Source organism: Microbacterium sp. (genome assembly GCF_031178525.1).
In the GTDB taxonomy this organism is placed as follows: domain Bacteria; phylum Actinomycetota; class Actinomycetes; order Actinomycetales; family Microbacteriaceae; genus Microbacterium.
Genome location: NZ_JAPSJA010000021.1, coordinates 1 through 19,812 on the forward strand (window position 1 = coordinate 1; position 19,812 = coordinate 19,812).

A 19,812-nucleotide genomic window follows, 5' to 3' on the forward strand; every position below is an offset into this window, starting at 1 on the left:
TCACGGCGCCCGACGCGAAGTCGGCGAGGTTGCGGTCGCGCGCGTTCTGCGACAGGTTGCCGTGCAGGTCCACGGCGGGGATGCCTCCGCTGGTCAGCTGCCGGGCGAGCTTCTTCGCCTGGTGCTTCGTGCGGGTGAACAGGATGCGCCGGGCGGTGCCAGACGCGAGCGTCCGGACGAGCTCGGTCTTGGCCTCGGGGGACGCGGCCTCGAACACGTGGTGCGTCATGTCGGCCACGGGCGACTCCGCCGAGTCGATCGCGATGTTCTCGGGGTTCGGCAGGAAGCGCTTCACGAGCTTGTCCACGCCGTTGTCGAGCGTGGCCGAGAAGAACATGCGCTGGCCGTCAGCAGGCGTCTTGGACAGGATGCGCGTGACGCCGGGCAGGAAGCCGAGGTCGGCCATGTGGTCGGCCTCGTCGAGCACGGTCACCGCGACGCGGTCGAGGCGCACGACGCCCTGACCCATGAGGTCCTCGAGGCGGCCGGGGCACGCCACGACGATGTCGACGCCGCGGGCGAACGCGGCCTCCTGCGGCTTCTGCGAGACGCCGCCGAAGATGGTCGTGACGCTCAGGCCGGCGGCCTTCGCGAGGGGCTCGATCGTGCGCGTGATCTGGGTCGCGAGCTCGCGCGTGGGGGCGAGCACGAGTCCGATGGGCGAGCCGGCGCGGCCCGCGAGGCGCGCGGCCGCGAGGCGTGCGACGAGCGGGATCGCGAACGCGAGCGTCTTGCCGGAGCCGGTCTTGCCGCGGCCGAGCACGTCGCGTCCCGCGAGCGTCGACGGCAGCGTCTCGCGCTGGATCGGGAAGGGGGTCGGGCGCTCCATCGCGACGAGCGCGTCGACGAGCACGGAGGGGACGCCGAGGTCGGCGAAGGAGGGCTGCTGAGCAGCGGTCATGTGATTCTTTCGGGGTGTTCCGGCCGCAAGCGCGCGGGGGCGCGGGCGCATCGGGGCGCGGGCCGGGTGGGTGGGCGAACTCGGCGGATGCCGGATCCGTTCGCCGCGGCAGGATGGCGGGTCGTCAGCCGGATGATCCGGCGAGCCCTGGTCTCGGGGAGACCGGTCGAGACACGACGATGCGCCCGAGACTCGGACGCAACTCCCGACCCTAGCACCCCTGAGCGCATGAGACCTGATCGCGGCGGATCAGCGGGTCAGGGACCGCCATTCGCGGGGCGTGCAGCCGTAGGCCCGGCGGAACGCGCGGGTGAAGGTGGTCGGATCGTCGAAGCCGGAGGCGTAGCAGATCTGCTCGACCGTGCGGCGCTCGGCGGCGTCGGAGAGCAGGCGTGCCGCGATCTGCAGGCGCTGCGTGCGCAGGAACGACGCCGGCGACTGGCCGGACTGCTCGAACGCCTGGTACAGGCGACGGCGCGAGACGAGATGCCGCCGCGCGACCTGGTCCATGTCGAGCGCCGCGTCGTGCGCATGGGTGCGCAGGTGCTCCTGCACGGCGTGCCGCAGCCCGCCCGACGTGCGCGGCACGGCGGCGCCCTCGCCGAGCGAGGCGCGGATCATCGTGCGGGCGAGGTCGCGCGTGACATGCGCGGCCTCGGGGGACGGGCCGGGAGGCAGCGCCTCGATGTACGAGAACAGGTTGCCCGCCGCGACGGCCCGGCGCCCGCCCGGCACCGCGAGCCGCGCCAGCGCCGCCTCCAGCATGCGCGGGGGCACATCCAGCGACGTGCGGGACATCTGCAGGATCAGGTGCTGCTGATCCGGCCAGGAGTAGTCGAGTCGGTAGGGGCGGTTCGTGGCGTAGAGCACGACCGAGCCCGGCACGATCGCGGCGGCGCGGCCATCCTGGGCCACCGTGCCGCGCGATGACAGCTGTAGCGAGATGTGGACGTCGTCGGTTTCCGCTCGGCGCGCGAGCCGGCCGCTGTGCTCGGCGATCAGGCCGCATTCCGTCACGCGCGAGACCGAGAGGCGGTCGTCCACGATCGCGTGCTCCATGCGGGCGCGGAACGTCTTCTCGAAACCGTCGCAGCGCAAGGGCACGAAGAAGCCGCTGACGACCGACTCCCAGTCGTCGGCGCTCTCAGCCTCGAGAACTTCCACGTTCGTCTCCACGGTGCGTGGAGCGTAACCGGCGGGCGGAGCGCCGGTCAATCGAAGCGCGCGCGGTCATGCACAAAACGCCGGATCGCCGCCCCGGCGAGCCCCATACGTTTCTCAGGACCGTCGAGGACGACGGGAGAACAGGAGTGACGATGACGTTCTTCGCGCAGCAGCTCTGGGAGGGCCGCGGCTACATCGCCGGCTGGACCGAGCTCGCCGGCACCACGACCGTGACCTCGCCGTCGACCGGCGCACCGCTCGCATCGGTCGGCTTCGGCGGCGCCGCGGACCTCGATGACGCGGTCGCTCGCGCGGCGGCCGCGCAGCGCGACTGGGCCGCGAGGCCCGCCGACGAGCGGGCCGGCGTGATGCGCCGCGCGGCGGCGATCCTGGACGCGAACACCGACGTGCTCGCGCGCTGGCTGGTCGACGAGGCCGGATCCGGTCAGGGCAAGGCCGCGTTCGAAGCGGGGCTCGTGGTCGGCGAGCTGCACCACGCGGCGGCGACCGCGCAGATGCCGTACGGCCAGCTGCTGCAGTCGGTCCACCCGCGCCTGAGTCTCGCGCGCAAGCGCCCCGTGGGCGTCGTCGGCGTCATCTCCCCGTTCAACTTCCCCGCGATCCTCGGGGCGCGCTCGATCTTCCCGGCGCTCGCGCTCGGCAACGCCGTCGTGCTCAAGCCGGACCCGCGCACGAGCATCGCCGGCGGCCTGTTCTTCGCGGCGGTGCTCGAGGAGGCCGGGCTGCCCGAAGGGCTGTTCGCGGTCGTCCCCGGCGGGGCGGATGTCGGAGCCGCGCTCGTCGACCACGCGGATGTGCCCGTCATCTCGTTCACGGGATCCACCGCGGCGGGCCGCATCATCGGCGAGCGGGCGGGGCGCCTCCTGAAGCGCGCGCACCTCGAGCTCGGCGGCAACAACGCGATGATCGTGCTGCCCGATGTCGACGTGGCCGCCGCCGCGTCCGCCGGCGCGTGGGGGTCGTTCCTGCATCAGGGCCAGATCTGCATGACGACCGGCCGGCACATCGTGCACGCGGACATCTACGACGAGTACGTCGGGCTGCTAGCCGAGAAGGCGCGCGCGCTGCCCGTCGGCGACCCCTCGACCGGCGCCCCGCTCGGCCCGATCATCGACCAGCGCCAGCGCGACCACGTGCACGACATCGTCCGGACGTCCGTCGACGCCGGCGCGCGGCTGCTCGCGGGCGGCGAGTACACCGACCTCTTCTACCGGCCCACCGTGCTGGGCGAGGTGCGGCCCGATCACCGCGCCTTCACGGACGAGATCTTCGGACCCGTGGCGCCCGTCCTGCGCTTCGAGGACATCGACGACGCTGTCGACCTCGTCAACGCGAGCGAGTACGGGCTGTCGGTCGCGATCCTCGCGGGCGACGCGTTCCGGGCGTTCGAGCTCGGCGACCGCATCCCCAGCGGCATCCTGCACATCAACGACCAGACGGTCGACGACGAGCCGCAGGCGCCGTTCGGCGGCACGGGCTTCTCCGGCACCGGCGCGCGCTTCGGCGGGCACGAGGCGAACATCGACGCCTTCACCGAGACCCAGTGGGTCACGGTGCAGTCGCAGATCCAGCGCTACCCCTTCTGAATCCGCCTTCTGCTTACCCCTACGACCCGAACCCAACCCGACCGAAAGGACGTGCGACGATGCGCGGACGACGAATGCGAGGGCTGCACGCCGCGGCTCTCATCGCCACAGGGGCTCTCGCCCTCACTGCCTGCTCGAGCTCGGCGGACCCCGCCGAACCCGCCGCCGAGGACGGCGCGACCGGCGGCGCCGACGTCGCGGCCGCCGAGGAGTTCCTCGCCCCCTGGACGGGCGAGGGCGAGAAGAACCTCCTGATCGACGAGCCGCTCGAGGCTCCCGTCGAGAAGGGCGCCCACGTCGTGTATCTCGACGTGGGCACGCCGGTCAGCGCCGTGATGTGGCAGAACCTGCAGGCTCCCGCGGAGCTGCTCGGGCTCGAGCTCGAGCGCGTCGAGGTGGGACGTGACGCCCAGAGCATCAACTCGGCGATGAACACCGTCGTCGAGCTGGCGCCCGACGGCGTGATCAACATCACGCTCGACCCGATCTTCTTCGAGCCGCAGATCGAGCAGCTGAACGAGCTCGGCATCCCGATCGCGAGCGGCTCCGTCATGAACACCGTCGAGCACGGCCTTCCCGAGGCCTTCAACGGACCCGAGTGGATGAAGACCAACGGCGGCGTGCTGGCGGCGGCGGCCGTCGCCCGCTCGGGCGGCGCGGCGGAGTACGTCTTCTACAACGTCCCGGAGTTCCCGTTCTCGGCGCTGGAGCTCGAGGGGGCACAGGACAAGCTCGCCGAGCTGTGCCCCGACTGCACGCTGCGCGTGGTGGACATCCCGATCGCCGAGCTCGGTTCGACCGCCGCCGACCGCGTCGTGAGCGACCTGCAGGCGAACCCCGACACGGAGTACTTCATCGCCGCCGTCGACGAGGTGCAGATCGGCCTGCCGCAGAAGCTGAGCCTCGCGGGCCTCGACACCAAGGGCATCGCGATGTGGACCGCGCCGCCGAACTACGAGCAGATCGTCGCGGGCGACCAGGACGCGACGCTGTCCGTCGACCTCAACCTCATGATGTGGACGGTGCTCGACCAGCTGCTGCGGGAGATGGCCGGCCAGGACTACGAGTGGCCGGACGTCGAGACCCGCGCCGCGACGCTGACCCGGATCACCGACCAGGCGAACGCCCCGGAGGACCCCGTGACGGGTTACGTCGCGATCGAGGACTACCAGGACCGGTTCGCGGCCAACTGGCTCGCCGAGTAGCGAGTCGCCTGACCGATCGGGAGGGTCCGACCCTGCGGGCCCTCCCGATCTCCTCCCGGACCCGAACCAAGGAGAACCCATGTCCGACGCCGCACCCCTGCTGCGCGTCACCGACCTCGTCAAGGCGTTCCCGAGCCTCATCGCGCTCGACAGCGTGAGTCTGGAGGTGCGCCCCGGCGAGATCGTCGCCGTGCTGGGACACAACGGCTCCGGCAAGTCGACGCTCGTGAAGGTGCTGGCGGGCGCGTACACGTCCGACGGCGGCACGGTCGAGCTCGCCGAGGGCACCGACCTGCACTTCATCCATCAGGACCTCGCCCTCGTGGGCGAGCTGTCGGCGGTGGAGAACCTCGCGCTGGTCAAGCGCACGGGCGCCGCGGGCGCCGCCCCGGTGAATCGGACGGCCGAACGGCAGCGGACGCGCGAGCTGATCGCGCGCTTCGGTCCCGTGTTCGACGTCGACGTTCCCGTGGGCACGCTGACGCCCGCACAGCGCGCCGTCGTGGCGATCAGCCGCGCGCTGGACGGCTGGGCGCATCCGGCGAACGTGATCGTGCTCGACGAGTCGACGGAGTCGCTGCACCGCAGCGAGGTCGACGTGCTCTTCGACGCCGTGCGCCGACTCGCGGCCGAGGGTGCGGGAGTGATCTTCGTCTCGCACCGACTGGACGAGGTGCTGAGCCTCGCGCACCGGATCGTCGTGCTCCGCGATGGGCGGAAGGTCGCCGATGAGGCGGTCGCCGGCGTCGACCACCAGCGGCTCGTCGAGCTGATCACGGGATCCGCCGCCGCGGCCGTCGCCGGATCCCACACCGGTGTGCGTCGCGAGGGCGAGGTGCCGGTGCTGTCGGTGCGCGGCCTGCGCGGCGGGACCGTCGAGCACCTCGACCTGCGCCTGCAGCCCGGCGAGGTCGTCGGCGTCGCGGGCGTGCTGGGCTCGGGCCGGGAGGCCGTGCCGTCGCTGCTGTACGGCGCGGCCGAGGCGGCCGCCGACGAGTTCTCCGTCGCCGGTGCCGAACACCCACGTCGCAGCCCTGCGTCGAGCCTGCGTCGCGGCGTCGCCTTCGTCCCCGGGGACCGCGCTCGGCTCGGTGCGGTGCGGGACATGAACGCGCGCGAGAACGTGACCCTGCCCCAGCTGCGCACGCTCACCGGACCGGCGGGGGCGATCTCGTCGCGCGCCGAGAAGGCGGAGGTGAGCACGCTCATGTCGGAGTACGGCGTGCGGCCCGCCCTGCCGGAGCAGCGGTTCTCCCTCTTCAGCGGCGGCAACCAGCAGAAGGTCGTGATGGCCCGCGCCCTGCGCGACGATCCGGTCGTCCTGCTGCTCGACGAGCCCACCCAGGGCGTCGACATCGGGGCGAAGGCCGCCATCTACGAGGCGATCGAGCGCGCGGCCGCGGCCGGCACCGCGGTGCTCGTGAGCTCGTCCGATGCCAAGGAGCTCCTGCGCCTGTGCGATCGCGTGATCGTGATGCGCGACGGACGCGGCGTCGTCGAGCTGAGCGGCTCCGACCTCACCGAGCACCGCCTGGTCAGCGAGGGCTACGGCCTCGCCTGATCTCCCACCCCTTACCCGAGACATCCCCGGCCGAGGAGGCCCCGTGAGCACTCGTCGCAGCGACATCCTGCGCGCCCTGTCCTTCCGCAACATCAGTGCGGTCTACATCTTCATCGTGATCTTCGCGGTCTTCGCGATCTGGATCCCCGACAAGTTCCTGCAGCCGGGTGTGTGGCGCTCGCTGCTGGATGCCGAGGCCTTGACGGGGCTGGCCGCGATCGCCGCGCTCATCCCGCTCGTCGCCGGATCGCTCAACCTCGCGGTCGGCGCGCAGGTCGGGTTCTCCGCGATCCTGTCGGCCTGGTTCCTGTCGAAGGCGGGGCTGCCGATCGCCCTGCAGCTGCCCGTCGTCATCCTGTCCGGCGCCCTGATCGGGCTCGTCACCGCGCTCGTGATCACGCGGCTCAAGGTCGAGCCGATCATCGCGACGCTCGGCATGAGCTCGATCCTGCTCGCGGGCATGGCGTGGGTCTCGGGCAGCCAGCAAATCCTGGATCTCGGACCCGACTACCGGATGATCGCGACGACGCAGTGGGGCGGCGTCACCGTGCCGGTGTACATCCTGTTCTTCGTCGCCGTCGTCACCTGGTACGTGCTCGAGCGCACGCCCGTCGGCCGCCGCATGTACGCGGCGGGCTACAACCCCGAGGCAGCACGCCTCGCCGGCGTCGGCGTCGAGGGGCTGCGGATCTGGAGCCTCACGGCCGGCGGCGCGATCGCGGCGCTCGCGGGAGCGCTGCTGACGAGCCGCATCAACGCCGGCGACCCGACCGTGGGGCCGAGCTTCCTGCTGCCGGCGCTCACCGCCGTGTTCCTCGGATCCACCCAGTTCAAGGGCGGCCGGTTCAACGTGTGGGGCACGATCGTCGCGATGTACGTGCTCGCGGTGGGCATCAAGGGTCTGCAGCTGGCGGGGTCGCCCCGCTGGGTCAACGACCTGTTCTACGGCCTGGCGCTTCTGCTCGCGGTGGCGCTGTCGCAGTGGGAGAGCACATCCCGTCGCGGGTCGGCGGTCGGACGCGTCCTGAAGGGCATCGGCCGCCGCCGCCCCTGACGCGAGACGCTCGCCCACTCGGCGGCAGCGCGTGCCGGGCGGCGCGGATCCTGGGCATACGCTGAGGATCATGCGCGTCCTTCCCCCCGCGACCGCCGCGCTTGCGGCGGTCATCGCGTCCCTCCTCCTCGCCGCACCCGCGTCCGCGACCGGCGGCGAGGTTGGCGGCTTCGGCGACGACTTCCACCTCAACGATCGGTGGACCGGCCAGGCGAACCGCGCCTACGACTACGGGCTGCCGGGCGACGGCGTGCTCGTGGGCGACTGGAACGGCGACGGCGCCGACACGCTCGCCGTCCGCCGCCAGCGCGCGTACCTGTTCGCCGACACGCACGGCGCGGAGGCGCCCGCGAGCGTCGCGCTCTACGGTCGGCCCGACGACGTCACGCTGGTGGGCGACTGGAACGGCGACGGCAAGGACACGCTCGCCGTCCGCCGCGGACGCACGTACTACATCAACGACAAGCTCACGGGAGGCGCCGCGAGCAGGGTGATCGTGTACGGCCGCGAGGGCGACGACGTGGTGATCGGCGACTGGGACGGGGACGGCCGCGACACGATCGGCGTGCGCCGCGGCAACGTCTTCCATCTGCGCAACAGCCTCGCGGGCGGCGAGGCGGACGTCCGCGTGCCGTTCGGGCGCGCGGGCGACCGCGTGTACGTGGGCGACTGGGACGGCGACCGGATCGACACGATCGGCGTGCGGCGCGACGCGACCTACTTCATCAAGAACGACTTCTCGGGCGGCGAGGCCGATCGGCGGCTCGTGTACGGGCGCGCGGGCGACGCGACGCTCGTGGGCGACTGGAACGGCGACGGCGCCGACAGCCTCGGCGTGCGCCGCGGCACCCGCCCTGCCGCTTCGACGCGGTCGTGGGCCGACGGCACCTACGGGTCGTTCGTCGCGACGACCACGAAGGGATCCGGCAATGCGACGGTCGCGGTCCCCGCGGGTGCGCGCCGCGGTGCGATCACGATCGCGTCGGGAGACTCCTCACTCCGGGTCGACGCCGTGCGGGCGGATGGATCCACGCAGCGCCTCGTCTCGAACCCGGGCGGCGCGCGCACTGTGGTGTGGGGCGACCCCAAGGGTGGCGACGTGAGGTCCCTCCGCGTCACGTCGCGCGGCTCCTGGGTGCTCACGTCGCACCCCGTGAGCTCGCTCGAGGAGCTCGAGACCGCGGGCGACGGCGCGGAAGCGTACCTCTACGGGGGCGGCGCCGGGACCGTCCGCTCGACGGCAGGCGGGGCGCGGATCGATCAGCTCGCCTCGACGGCGCCCGCCGCGGGCAGGCTCGCCACGCTGTACCCGGACCGGAGCAGCGCCGCGCTCGCCGCGGGGGCCGCGAGCGGCACGATGCTCGCCGGACCGACGATCGCCACCGTGACCGGTTCCGGAGCGTGGAGCCTGACGCTGCCGCCCGCGGCATCCGGCTCGGCGCAGCCGACGTCGGTGAAGAAGTCGACCGTGGTGTTCCCGGTCCGCGAGCCGTACCGGGTGAGCCGGACGGTGACGACGACGCACGAGGGAGCCGACATCCTGGCGCCCGCCTGGACGCCCATCCACGCGGTCGCGGACGGCGTCGTGCGCTTCGCCGGAGCGTCGGGTGGCGCGTACGGCTATCTCGTCACGGTGAACCACGTGGTCGACGGCAAGAAGGTCGAGACGCGATCGGCTCACCTGATCAACACACCGCCGGTCGTCGCGGGCCAGCGGGTCAAGGCCGGTCAGATCATCGGCTACATGGGGGCGACGGGGAACGCCACGATCGAGCACCTGCATATCGAGGTGCGGGTGGACGGCAAGATCGTCGACCCGATGAAGTGGCTTCCCTGAGCGAAACGGCTCTCCTAGACGCGGCCTGACCGCTCGCGCTCCAGCAGCTCTCCGAACCAGTCCCGCGCGGTGCGCAGGCCCGTGAGGCCGTAGTCGAGGGTCGCGCGCTGGTACGGCACGAGCTCGCGATGCTCGTCCGCGACCGGCATGTGCTTCAGCTGCGCGTCGACCGCCGTCAGCACGGCGAGTTCGCCGTCGATCCGCCCCAGGATGCGCTCGATCACGGGCGCGCGCTCGTCCGGTGCCAGCAGGCCGAGGAAGAACAGCCGGGACAGCGCCGCGGTCTCCAGATCCGGGCCGTCGGGTGCGGCGGTCAGCCAGTCGTGGAAGGCGCGGCGACCCGCGTCGGTGAGGCGGTAGGTCTTCTTGCCGCGGGCGCCGGGATGTTCGGCGGCGGCCTCGATGCGGCCGTCGGCGCGAAGGATGTCGAGGGCGCGCTTGATGCTGCCGGTGCTCGCGCTGTAGAAGAGCGAGACGCTCGACTCGAACGCCTTCACGAGCTCGTACAGGCTCATGGGCGCGATCATCAGGAATCCCAGGATCACGTGTGCCACGTCGCGATCCTAATCGTTGCATCTCGCCGACATGTCTGTTAGAGATGTCTCGTAGATATGTCAGATCGAGCACTGCAGGGAGAGACGATGACGGATCGATCACGCGCGGAGGCCGCGCTGCGGGCCGGCCTGGAACGGATGGCGGGCCGACGGCGGGGGATGCCGGCGCCGCTCGTGCGGGTGTCCGCACCGGACTGGGAGTTCGGCTTCGGCGATGTCGAACGGCCGTTCCACGCCGCGAGCTCGGGCAAGCTGTTCACCACGACGCTGATCGCGATGCTCGCCGAAGAGGGCCGCCTCGCCCTCGAGGCGCCGATCGGGCAGCTCCTGCCGGAAGCGGACGTCACGGGGCTGCCGGGGGCGGCAGGCGTGGACGTCGCGCGTGAGGTGACCGTCGAGCAGCTGCTCGCCCACACGAGCGGCATCCCGGACTTCTTCGACCCACCTCGAGGGCACACGACCGAGGCGTCGGTGCGGACGCTCTCCCGCCATCGCGATCGGCGCTGGACGCCGGCCGACCTCCTCGACCAGGCGCGCTCGCTGCCCGCCGTGGGGAGGCCCGGCGAGCGGTTCCACTACTCCGACACGGGCTACGTGCTGCTCGGCCGCATCGTGGAGGAGACCGGCGGCGAGCCGTTCGCTGCGCAGCTGCGCACCCGCATCTTCGAGCCGACCGGGATGGAGCGCGCCTCCACGCCGTACGACGCCGCCCTCATCCCCGACGACCTCTCCACGATCGACGTCGCCCCGTTCTGGATCGAGGGGGAGGAGTTCAGCCGTGCGCGGTGCGTGAGCCTCGACTGGGCGGGAGGCAACGTCGTCGCGACGGCGGACGACTTCATCCGGTTCCAGCGGGCGCTGCTCGGAGGGCGGCTGATCGAGACCCGCCTGCTCGAACGCCTCATCCGGCCGCAGCGGCGCTTCCGCCGGGGCATCCACTACGGCGCGGGGATCATGACCGTGCGCTTCAACGAGTTCATCCCCCTCGTGATGCGAGGGCTCTCGCAGCCCGTGGGCCACCTGGGGGTGTGGGCGACGCACGTGTTCTCCCACCGGGAGCACGACGCGCACGTCGTGCTCAACTTCCACTCCACGTCCTCCCGCGAGATGACCGAGAGCTTCCGCACGCACGCCCGGATCGCGCGGATCCTGGCGGGGAGCGCCTGATCGGTCGCCCGGGCGAGAGATCGTTCGGGCGCCTCCGGAATCAGTCCCGGACGAGCCACACGGCCGTGTCGCGCGGCAGCGCGAACGATCCGGACCCGTCTTCCTCGAGCGGTGCGCTCGCGACCAGCACGCGTGCGCCCTCGGGAAGAGGGACGGGCGCGGAGCCCGCATTCGCGACCACCGTGACGGCGCCGCTGCGGAAGGCGAGCGTGGACGCCGGGAAGCCGTCGATCCACGCGAAGTCCTCGCTCGCGCCGAGCGCCAGCTCGCGGCGCAGGCGCAGCAGCGCGCGATAGAGGCTCAGCGTCGAGTCGGAGTCGTCCTGCTGGCGGTCGCGCGCGAGGCCGGCCCATTCCGCAGGCTGCGGCAGCCACGAGCTGCCCGTCTCGCTGAACCCGAACGCGGGGGCGTCGGCCTCCCACGGGATCGGCACGCGGCAGCCGTCGCGGCCGTAGCGCTCGCCCTGCGTGCGGAACCACGTCGGGTCCTGGCGCGCGTCGTCCGGCAGCTCGATGACCTCCGGCAGGCCGAGCTCCTCGCCCTGGTAGAGGTACGCGGATCCCGGCAGCGCGAGCATGAGGGTCGTCGCGGCGCGGGCCCGGCGCAGGCCGACGACCGGGTCGGGCTTGCCGGCGGAGAGCGGGCCGATGCCGTGGCCCTGCGGCGCGTCGGCGCCGAGCGCCAGGCGCGACGCGTGGCGGATCACGTCGTGGTTCGACAGCACCCACGTGGTCGGTGCGCCGACGCCCCCGAACGCGCGGAGCGACTCGTCGATGACGGCACGCAGCTGGGTGGCGTCCCAGTCGGCCATCAGGTACGGGAAGTTGAACGCCTGATGCATCTCGTCGGGGCGCACCCACAGGGCCGTCTCGGCCGCGGTCGGCAGCCAGGCCTCGGCACACAGCGCGCGGTCGCCGTCGTACTCCTCGAGCAGGCGGCGCCAGTCGCGGTAGATCTCGTGCACGCCCTCCTGGGCCCAGTACGGCACCGTCTCCTGGCCGCCCATCGAGTCGGCGTCCTCGGCCGGCATGTAGTCGGGCAGCTCGTCGTGCTTGACGAGGCCATGGGCCACGTCCACGCGGAAGCCGTCCACGCCGCGGTCGAGCCAGAAACGCAGGATGCGGCGGAACTCCTCGCGCACGTCCTCGTTCGCCCAGTCGAAGTCGGGCTGACTCGCGTCGAACAGGTGCAGGTACCACTGGCCGGGGGTGCCGTCGGCTTCGGTCACGCGCGTCCAGGCGTGGCCGCCGAACACCGACTGCCAGTTGTTCGGCGGCAGCTCGCCGTGCGCGCCGCGGCCGTCTCGGAACATGTAGCGCGCGCGCTCCGGGCTGCCCGGAGCGGCGGCCAGCGCGGCCTGGAACCACGGGTGCTGGTCGGAGGAATGGTTCGGCACGAGGTCGACGATGACGCGGATGCCGCGCTCGTGCGCACGCGCGAGCATCTCGTCGAAGTCGCCCAGGGTGCCGAACAGCGGGTCGACGTCGCAGTAGTCGGCGACGTCGTAGCCCGCGTCCTTCTGCGGAGAGGTCATGAACGGCGAGAGCCAGATGGCGTCGATGCCGAGCTGCTGCAGCGCGTCGAGCCGCGAGGTGATGCCGGGCAGGTCGCCGATGCCGTCGCCGTTCGCATCGGCGAACGAGCGCGGGTAGATCTGATAGATCGCGGCGGTGCGGTACCAGGCCGGGCCCTCGGCCGCGGCGTCGCGCTCGGACCCCGTGAAAGTCGGACGCAGGGCGGATGCGGAAGTCATGTGACGAGATGCTAGGCGATCTCAGAGGCCGAACTGGTCGCGCACGAGGCGCTCGGCCGTGTCGCGGTCGCGGCGCCGGATCGCATCGCGCAGTCTCGCGTAGTTGTCGCGCAGCTCGTCGTCGGTCGCGACGGGGCCGACGTGCCGCAGGTTGCGCTCGAGTGCCACGTCGAGGTCCTGGAGCTGCTGGCTGTAGACCGTCTCGGGTGTGATCGAGCCGATGTAGCGCGAGAAGGCGATGCGCGCCGTGATCGACGCCTCGACGTCGCCCAGGCCTTCGCCCATGGCCTCGAGCAGCTCGAGCGCTCGCCGCTCCTGCGCGGCGGAGAGCTGCGGCAGTGCGACCCGCAGCTCGATGCCGCACTTGTAGCCGGCGTACGCGAGCGAGGCGCGCACGATCTCATCGGTGACGACCGAGACGCGCGTGTACCGGCTCGGCATCATCTCGACGAGGCCGATGCGCTCCAGGCGCTGCAGGGCCTCGCGGATGGGCATGCGCGAGACGTTCAGCTTCTCGGCGAGCTCCGCGTCGCGGATGCGCTCGCCCTGCTCGAGAGTGCCGTCGATGATCGCCTGGCCGAGGTACTGGAAGACCGTGTCCGCCAGCAGCTGCTTGCCCTTGTCGATCGGAGTCAACCCGCTCATGAATCTTCCGCCCGTGAATGTGGAGGCCGCGCGGGAAGGGGCCGTGCCGCGCACGCGACCGCGCCCGCAGCGATGAGAACCCGGTCATCCTACGCGAGCGGGTCGAACGGGCAGCTGGACGTCAGCGGCCGGATGCCGACCCGGGGCAGCGGGCAGCGCCCTGGGCGGACGGCGCGTCAGCGGTAGTTGATGAACTGCAGGTCGATGTCGAGGTCGGCGGCCTTCAGCAGGCGGATGACCTCCTGCAGATCGTCGCGGCTCTTGCTCGACACGCGCAGCTCGTCGCCCTGCACCTGCGACTTGACGCCCTTCGGCGCCTCGTCGCGGATGATCTTGCCGATCTTCTTCGCGTTCTCCTGCGAGATGCCGTCCTTCAGGCTCGAGACGAGCTTGAACTCCTTGCCGCTCGCGGTCGGCTCACCGGACTCGAGGCTCTTCAGCGAGATGCCGCGCTTGATGAGCTTCGACTGGAACACGTCGAGCACGGCCTTCGCGCGCTCCTCGCTGTTGGCGGTGATCAGGATCTGCTCACCGCTCCACGCGATCGACGCGTCGGTGCCCTTGAAGTCGTAGCGCTGCTCGACCTCCTTGCGGGCCTGATTGAGCGCGTTGTCCGCCTCCTGCTTGTCCACCTTGCTGACGATGTCGAAAGAGCTGTCGGCCATGGGGTCAGCCTAATGCGGCGCTGTCTTGCGCAGAGGCCCGGGGTCCGCTCGGGTTCGTAGAATCTTCGCGGGAGTCCGGCACCCCGCCGGGCCGACATCCGGGAGGTTGCATGCGCGCGCTCACCGAGGCGGAGCTCCGCGGGTCGTTCGTCAACGCCGAGAAGACCGACGCGTCGGTCATCGCCCTGCCCCACGACTTCCTGCTCACGGAGTGGGACCATCTCGACTTCCTCGCGTGGCGCGATCCACGCTCGCGCAGCCGCGGCTACATCGTGGCGGAGGTGGGCGGCGAGGTCACGGGCGTCGTGCTGCGCGCGTCGGAGGGCTCGTCGCACGCGCGCTCGGCGTTCTGCAACATCTGTCGCACGATGCAGCCGGGCAACCAGGTCACGCTCTTCACGGCGCGTAAGGCGGGCAGTGCCGGCGAGCACGGCGACAGCGTCGGCACCTACATCTGCGCCGATCTGTCGTGCCACGAGAACGTCCGCCTGGCGATGCCTCTCGCGCCGAACGAGTACCGGGGCAGCGTCGACATGAAGATCGACGGCACCGCGCGGCGCACGCACGAGTTCGTCGAGCGCGTGCTCGCCAAGGCCGCCTGATCCGCGCAACCGCATCCGCGAAGCCGCCGCGCCCGGTCACGCGGGGCGATTTCGACGCACGGCCAGGTGCGGGTAATATGAACTCTCGCGTCTCCGGTTGGCTGGATAAGTCGGTCGGATGCGCTTGGCAAGTTGCCCGAGCGGCCAAAGGGAGCTGACTGTAAATCAGCCGCGTCATGCTTCGGGGGTTCGAATCCCTCACTTGCCACCGCCACGACGAAGCCCCCGGTACTCCCGGGGGCTTCGTCGTTCCCGGGGAGCGGGGGCTCTCGCCTCGAGGCGCCGACCCGCCGTCCTCACCGACGAAGGCCCCGAGGCGCCCGTGCTCCATCGTTCCGGCCGCCGGTAGCGTGAGGGCATGACGTCTCCGCTCGAGCTCCAGGACCTCGCCCTCGAGATCGCGAAGGAGGCCGGCGAGCTCGCCCGGCGTCGCCGGGGCGAGGGAGTGTCCATCGCCGCGTCCAAGTCGACGATCGCCGACATCGTCACGGAGGCCGATCGCGAGGTCGAGACGCTCATCCGCGGGCGCCTGGCCGACGCTCGACCCGACGACGGGTTCCTCGGGGAGGAGTCGGGCGACGCGGACGGAACCACCGGCATCACCTGGGTGGTCGACCCGATCGACGGCACGGTCAACTACGCGTTCGGGATGCCCTCGTACGCCGTCAGCATCGCGGCGGTCGAGGGATCGCGGGATCCGGCACAGTGGCGTGCGCTGGCGGGCGTCGTGCACGCCCCGGCTCTGGGGGAGACGTTCCGTGCCGCGGCGGGCGAGGGTGCCTGGCTCGGCGGCGAGCGGTTGCGCGTGACCGAGGATGCGCCGGCGGGCGCGCTCGTCGCGACAGGTCTCGGCTACGACAAGTCCACGCACGCGGGCGACCTCGACGTGCTCGGGCGCGTGATGCCGCTGGCACGCGACATCCGCCGGATCGGCGCCGCTTCGCTCGATCTGTCGTTCGTCGCCGCCGGTCGGCTCGACGGCTACTTCGAGCGCGGCCTCAAGCCCTGGGACGTCGCGGCCGGACGCCTCCTGGTGGACGAGGCGGGAGGACGCACGGGCTGGTTCGCGCCCGACGAGTACGGTCGCGCGCTCACGATCGTCGCGGGGCCCGTCCTGTTCGAGGAACTGCGGCAGCGCATCCTCGAGTGAGCCGAACGGGGGCCGCGGGGACTTTGAGACCGCTCCCAGCAATCCCGGCGAACGGGAATCCGCACGTGGCGTTTTCCGCGATGAGCGGTTACTGTTTACTGAATCGTTATCCAGTCGCCCGAGACGAGGATGACGAACCCGACCCGTACTGACGCGCCGAGCTCCCCAGCATCCCTGCGGCGCTTACCCGAAAGTTGACTGTGCCCTTCGACGTCCCCCCGACTGAGTCCGCGCCCCTCACGCGCCGCTCACGTCGCGTCGCAGCAGAGCGCCCCGTGCCCGAGGTGCCGTTGACGCGGCGTCAGCTCCGCGTCGGCGACGCGGACGCGGTGATGCAGTCCCGCGAAACGCTTCCCGCCGTGTTCGCGACCCCCGCGCCCGTCGCTCCCGCCGCGGTCGCGCCCGCTCCCGTCGCGCCGGCGACCCGCCGGTCGTCCAGGGGTGCCGCTCGCTCCGAGGTCGTCGCCCTGCCCACCGCATCGCACCGCTCGCGTCGGCGCACGTCGGGCGAGGCGCCCGCCGTGCCGGTGCCGCAGGAGCCCGTGGCGCACGTCTCGCTCGAGACGGTGATGACCGCGCCCATCGCGATCGCGCCCGAGGCGATCCCCGCCGCCGAGCCCGCCGCTCCGGAGCCGGCCGTGCAGGATGCCGCGCAGAGCGCTGCACCGGAGGAGCCGGTCGACCTGTTCGCCGAGGCTGCCCGCGCCCTCAACTTCACGGGCGAGACGCCCGTCGCCTCCGACGAGCCGCGTCCGGCCGCTCCGGCCGCGCCGCGTGCCGGCGCGCATCACAGCGCCCGCCGCGCTCGCCCGTCGGCGGCACGGCGCGTGGCGACGGTCACGGCCTCGCTGGGCGCTTTCGGTGTCGTCGGCCTGCTGGCCGTCGGGATGACCACCCCGTTCGCGGCGCTGGCCTCCACGGACACCGTCGATGTGCGCGACATGTCGATCGCCGCCGGTCCTGCCGAGGAGACCGACGAGCAGATCCAGGCCTTCGTCGCGCCGGCCGAGGTGCAGAACGCAGAGGTGCAGGGGTCGGGCGGCTACGAGACGACCACGTTCGCCGAGATGGCCGCGGTCACGGGCATCAACACCGCCAACGCCTTCTACGTCAACGATCCGACCGCCGACATCCAGTGGCCCATCGTGCTCGGCACGAGCAAGTCCTACTCGTTCGGTCAGCGCTGGGGCCGTCTGCACGAGGGAATCGACTTCACGCCGGGCGCGGGTGCTCCCGTGCAGGCGATCGCCGCGGGCACCGTGCGCATCGCGACCGAGTCCGGTGGCGCCTACGGCGTGAACGTCTACATCGATCACGTGATCGACGGTCAGCTCATCACGAGTCACTACGCGCACATGCAGTACGGCTCACTCAAGGTCTCGGCCGGCGACAAGGTCGAGGTCGGCGACACGGTGGGCCTCGTCGGCAACACGGGTCGGTCGTTCGGCGCGCACCTGCACTTCGAGCTGCGGCTTCCGAGCGGTCAGGCGATCGACCCGATGCCTTGGCTCGAGGAGCACGCCGGCATCCACTACACCGAGGAGCAGGCCGCCGAGGTGGCCGGCGCTCAGGCCGAGGTCGCCGGCGAGTGAGACTCGCGCGGGAGCGGGCTCGGTTCGAGTCCGCGCCCGGAGGATGATATCCTCGTCTGGTTGCCCCGGCGCGGGCAGCACGCCCCGATAGCTCAGTGGCAGAGCACTTCCATGGTAAGGAAGGGGTCGTCAGTTCAATCCTGACTCGGGGCTCTCGACATCCGACGGATCACTCCGCGAATGTCTGTGCGGCGGAGTAGCTCAGTTGGTGAGAGCGCACGACTCATAATCGTGAGGTCGCGGGTTCGAGTCCCGCCTCCGCTACAGATCAAGACCCCCGGTTTACCGGGGGTCTCGTCGTGTGTGCACCCGACTCTGCCGCGTAGTCACCCCCTCGAAATGTGACCTCACGATTCGCGGCATTGACGGCATCGCGGGGAACGTGGCCATCTGTGCACGGACCGAGTGCCACCGGGCGGCGTGAGCGAGGTTCCCGCTATCGAACGGCCCGCCGAGCTTCCCAGTGAAGACGTGATCGCGGCGCGTGCTCGACGTCATCCGCAACCCGAACGAAAGCGGGTGCGCCCTCAGTACGCACTCGGTTTCAGCTGCCCGACGAGGCTGCGCTTCGGGCGGGGGCGAACACGCCGATCAGGAGCGAGGCGAGGGCGAGCGCTGCGGCTGCCCACAGCATCGGGATGATGCCCGCGCTTTCGACCACGAGGCCGCCGGCGGCGGCACCGAGGGCGATGGCGCCGGTGAAGATGCCGACGTAGAGGCCGGTGACGTGCTCGACTCGATCCGGTGCGGCGGTCGTCATCCACAGTTGCGCTCCGACCGATAGGCCGCCATAGGTGACGCCCCAGAGCGCGATCGCGATCCCGGCGGCCAGCGCGCCGGCGCCGAATGCGGCCAGGGTCGCAATCCCGATGGTGATCCCGGCGGCGAGCAGGAGAACGGTGAGTCGGGGTTTGCGGCCGGCGGCGGCCCCCGAGGCGAAGTTGCCGACCAGCCCGAACGCGCCGTAAAGCAGTAGGAGCAGGGCGATGGCGTTCGCCGAGAGCTCGGTCTGGTTCTCTAACACGGGTCGGACGTAGGTGTAGGCGGCGAAGTGCGCGGTCACCAGCAGCACCACGACGATCAGTCCCGTGATCACGGTGGGGCGCAGCAGCGACCTGCGTGGGTGTGTCTCGACCGTCGCGTCGTCGGTCTCGGGATGGCGCAGCGTCGGCAGCGAGAAGATCAGGGCGAGCGCGATGATGAGGGCGAAGGCGGTGAGAGAGCCGAACGCCGCTCGCCACCCGAAGACGTTGCCGACGAACGTGCCCAGTGGGACTCCGAGGACGGACGCGGAGGCGACGCCGCTGACGGCGAAGGAGACCGCAAGGGAGACGTTGCGCGGGGCGACGAGCCGGATCGCGACGGCCGACGCCATGCCCCACACCGTTCCCATGCCGACGCCCAGGATGATCCGCGAGACGACGAGCATCCCGAACCCGTCCGCGATCGTGGTCATGCCGTTGCCAATCGCGAGGATCACCATCGCGGCCGCGAGCACCGTGCGGCGGTCGAGGTTCCCCAGCAGGCGCGGGACGATCGAGGCGGTGACGGCGGAGACGAGACCGGTGATGGTCAAGCTCGTGCCGGCGGCCCCGGTGGAGATGCCCAATCCATCGGCCATCGGGGTGAGCACCCCGACGGGCAGCATTTCGGAGGTCACCACGGTGAACGTCGCGAGCGTGACGACGCCCACGGCGACCCACTGGGGCAGCGAGGTGTGATCCTCACGGATCGATGCAGGGGAAGATCCAGCATTCATACCATCCAGCCCATCGCGTGAATGGCCCGCGGAACAACAGCGATGTCCTCATAGAACGATGAGTCAGACTGATTGATCCCGTGCCTAGAGTGGTGGGCGTGAGCGCCGAGTTTCCGACAATGCATCAGGCGAACATCCAGCAGATCGAGTGCCTGATCACCCTTGCCGAAGAACTCCACTTCGGGCGCACCGCCGCACGGCTGGGCTACTCTCAGTCCCGCGTAAGCCAGCTCATCGCCGAACTCGAAAGCCGTGTCGGTGCGCTCCTGGTTGAGCGCACCAGCCGCCGCGTTACCCTCACCCGTATCGGTGCCCAGTTCGTCAGCGAAGTCCGTCCCGCCTACCGCACCCTGCTGCGCACCTTCACCCGCGCACGTGAGCGAGCTCTGCGGGGTGCGGTCGAGGAGCTGCGGATCGGGTTCACCGGCATGGTCTACGAGGAGATCACCACCGCCTTCCGCGCCCTGTATGACGAGCACGGGATCACGGTGCACACCCACGACCTGTCGCTCGGTTCCCCATTCACCGCGGTACTCGACGGCGAGGTCGACGCCGTGATCGCCGAGTTCCCCGTCCACGAGCGCGAGCTCACCGTC

Annotated in this window: 17 protein-coding genes and 3 tRNA genes; 13 read left to right on the forward strand and 7 right to left on the reverse strand. The window is 71.1% G+C overall.

Annotation, left to right across the window (positions count from 1 at the left end):
• Both RIF89_RS02915 and RIF89_RS02920 read right to left on the reverse strand, forming a co-directional pair.
• A partial coding sequence (locus RIF89_RS02915; RefSeq protein WP_309067661.1) for a DEAD/DEAH box helicase occupies positions 1–901 on the reverse strand: 901 nt, incomplete at its 3' end.
• Positions 902–1,150: 249 nt separating this feature from the next.
• Positions 1,151–2,077 carry an AraC family transcriptional regulator gene (locus tag RIF89_RS02920; protein WP_309067662.1) on the reverse strand — a complete coding sequence of 309 codons (927 nt, stop codon included), beginning with the start codon at positions 2,075–2,077 and terminating at the stop codon, positions 1,151–1,153.
• Positions 2,078–2,217: 140 nt separating this feature from the next.
• On the opposite strand from RIF89_RS02920, the gene RIF89_RS02925 reads away from it, so the two are divergent.
• The 5 genes from RIF89_RS02925 to RIF89_RS02945 all read left to right on the forward strand — a co-directional run bounded on the left by RIF89_RS02925 (position 2,218) and on the right by RIF89_RS02945 (position 9,329).
• A complete protein-coding gene (locus tag RIF89_RS02925) occupies positions 2,218–3,672 on the forward strand; it encodes an aldehyde dehydrogenase family protein (RefSeq protein WP_309067663.1) in 1,455 nt (484 codons plus the stop codon).
• A gap of 59 nt (positions 3,673–3,731) precedes the next feature.
• Positions 3,732–4,877, forward strand: coding sequence for a substrate-binding domain-containing protein (locus tag RIF89_RS02930; protein WP_309067664.1), 1,146 nt, complete (start codon positions 3,732–3,734; stop codon positions 4,875–4,877).
• 79 nt (positions 4,878–4,956) lie between these two features.
• Complete coding sequence (locus tag RIF89_RS02935) at positions 4,957–6,438, forward strand: sugar ABC transporter ATP-binding protein (RefSeq protein ID WP_309067665.1); 1,482 nt, start codon at positions 4,957–4,959, stop codon at positions 6,436–6,438.
• Between the two features lie 43 nt (positions 6,439–6,481).
• Positions 6,482–7,492, forward strand: coding sequence for an ABC transporter permease (locus tag RIF89_RS02940; protein WP_309067666.1), 1,011 nt, complete (start codon positions 6,482–6,484; stop codon positions 7,490–7,492).
• A 70-nt stretch (positions 7,493–7,562) separates the two neighbouring features.
• Positions 7,563–9,329, forward strand: coding sequence for a M23 family metallopeptidase (locus RIF89_RS02945; RefSeq protein ID WP_309067667.1), 1,767 nt, complete (start codon positions 7,563–7,565; stop codon positions 9,327–9,329).
• Between the two features lie 14 nt (positions 9,330–9,343).
• Here RIF89_RS02945 and RIF89_RS02950 read toward each other — a convergent pair whose 3' ends face one another.
• Positions 9,344–9,883 (reverse strand): helix-turn-helix transcriptional regulator, encoded by a 540-nt coding sequence (locus RIF89_RS02950; protein WP_309067668.1) that lies wholly within the window; start codon positions 9,881–9,883, stop codon positions 9,344–9,346.
• A gap of 87 nt (positions 9,884–9,970) precedes the next feature.
• Between RIF89_RS02950 and RIF89_RS02955 the strand changes: the two genes are divergently transcribed.
• Positions 9,971–11,050: a serine hydrolase domain-containing protein gene (locus RIF89_RS02955; protein WP_309067669.1), complete on the forward strand. Its 1,080-nt coding sequence runs from the start codon at positions 9,971–9,973 to the stop codon at positions 11,048–11,050.
• Positions 11,051–11,090: 40 nt separating this feature from the next.
• On the opposite strand, the gene RIF89_RS02960 is transcribed toward RIF89_RS02955, so the two are convergent.
• From RIF89_RS02960 to RIF89_RS02970, 3 genes are all read right to left on the reverse strand, one after another.
• Positions 11,091–12,803, reverse strand: a complete 1,713-nt coding sequence (locus RIF89_RS02960; RefSeq protein WP_309067670.1) for a glycoside hydrolase family 13 protein — start codon at positions 12,801–12,803, stop codon at positions 11,091–11,093.
• 21 nt (positions 12,804–12,824) lie between these two features.
• On the reverse strand, positions 12,825–13,448 hold the full coding sequence (locus RIF89_RS02965; RefSeq protein WP_309067671.1) for a GntR family transcriptional regulator: 624 nt from the start codon (positions 13,446–13,448) through the stop codon (positions 12,825–12,827).
• Positions 13,449–13,624: 176 nt separating this feature from the next.
• The gene (locus tag RIF89_RS02970) at positions 13,625–14,113 is read right to left on the reverse strand and encodes a YajQ family cyclic di-GMP-binding protein (protein ID WP_309067672.1); all 489 of its coding nucleotides are present in this window, start codon (positions 14,111–14,113) and stop codon (positions 13,625–13,627) included.
• Between the two features lie 110 nt (positions 14,114–14,223).
• On the opposite strand from RIF89_RS02970, the gene RIF89_RS02975 reads away from it, so the two are divergent.
• The 6 genes from RIF89_RS02975 to RIF89_RS03000 all read left to right on the forward strand — a co-directional run bounded on the left by RIF89_RS02975 (position 14,224) and on the right by RIF89_RS03000 (position 17,721).
• On the forward strand, positions 14,224–14,715 hold the full coding sequence (locus RIF89_RS02975) for an FBP domain-containing protein (protein WP_309067673.1): 492 nt from the start codon (positions 14,224–14,226) through the stop codon (positions 14,713–14,715).
• A 126-nt stretch (positions 14,716–14,841) separates the two neighbouring features.
• Positions 14,842–14,923, forward strand: a tRNA-Tyr gene (locus RIF89_RS02980).
• Positions 14,924–15,073: 150 nt separating this feature from the next.
• On the forward strand, positions 15,074–15,865 hold the full coding sequence (locus RIF89_RS02985) for an inositol monophosphatase family protein (RefSeq protein ID WP_309067674.1): 792 nt from the start codon (positions 15,074–15,076) through the stop codon (positions 15,863–15,865).
• Between the two features lie 332 nt (positions 15,866–16,197).
• Positions 16,198–17,457: a M23 family metallopeptidase gene (locus RIF89_RS02990; RefSeq protein ID WP_309067675.1), complete on the forward strand. Its 1,260-nt coding sequence runs from the start codon at positions 16,198–16,200 to the stop codon at positions 17,455–17,457.
• An 81-nt stretch (positions 17,458–17,538) separates the two neighbouring features.
• A tRNA-Thr gene (locus tag RIF89_RS02995) sits at positions 17,539–17,610 on the forward strand.
• Between the two features lie 37 nt (positions 17,611–17,647).
• Positions 17,648–17,721: transfer RNA gene (locus tag RIF89_RS03000), tRNA-Met, on the forward strand.
• Between the two features lie 280 nt (positions 17,722–18,001).
• On the opposite strand, the gene RIF89_RS03005 is transcribed toward RIF89_RS03000, so the two are convergent.
• Positions 18,002–19,216 carry an MFS transporter gene (locus RIF89_RS03005; protein WP_309067676.1) on the reverse strand — a complete coding sequence of 405 codons (1,215 nt, stop codon included), beginning with the start codon at positions 19,214–19,216 and terminating at the stop codon, positions 18,002–18,004.
• A 98-nt stretch (positions 19,217–19,314) separates the two neighbouring features.
• Here RIF89_RS03005 and RIF89_RS03010 point away from each other — a divergent pair.
• On the forward strand, positions 19,315–19,812 hold a 498-nt coding region (locus RIF89_RS03010), incomplete at its 3' end, for a LysR family transcriptional regulator (RefSeq protein WP_309067677.1).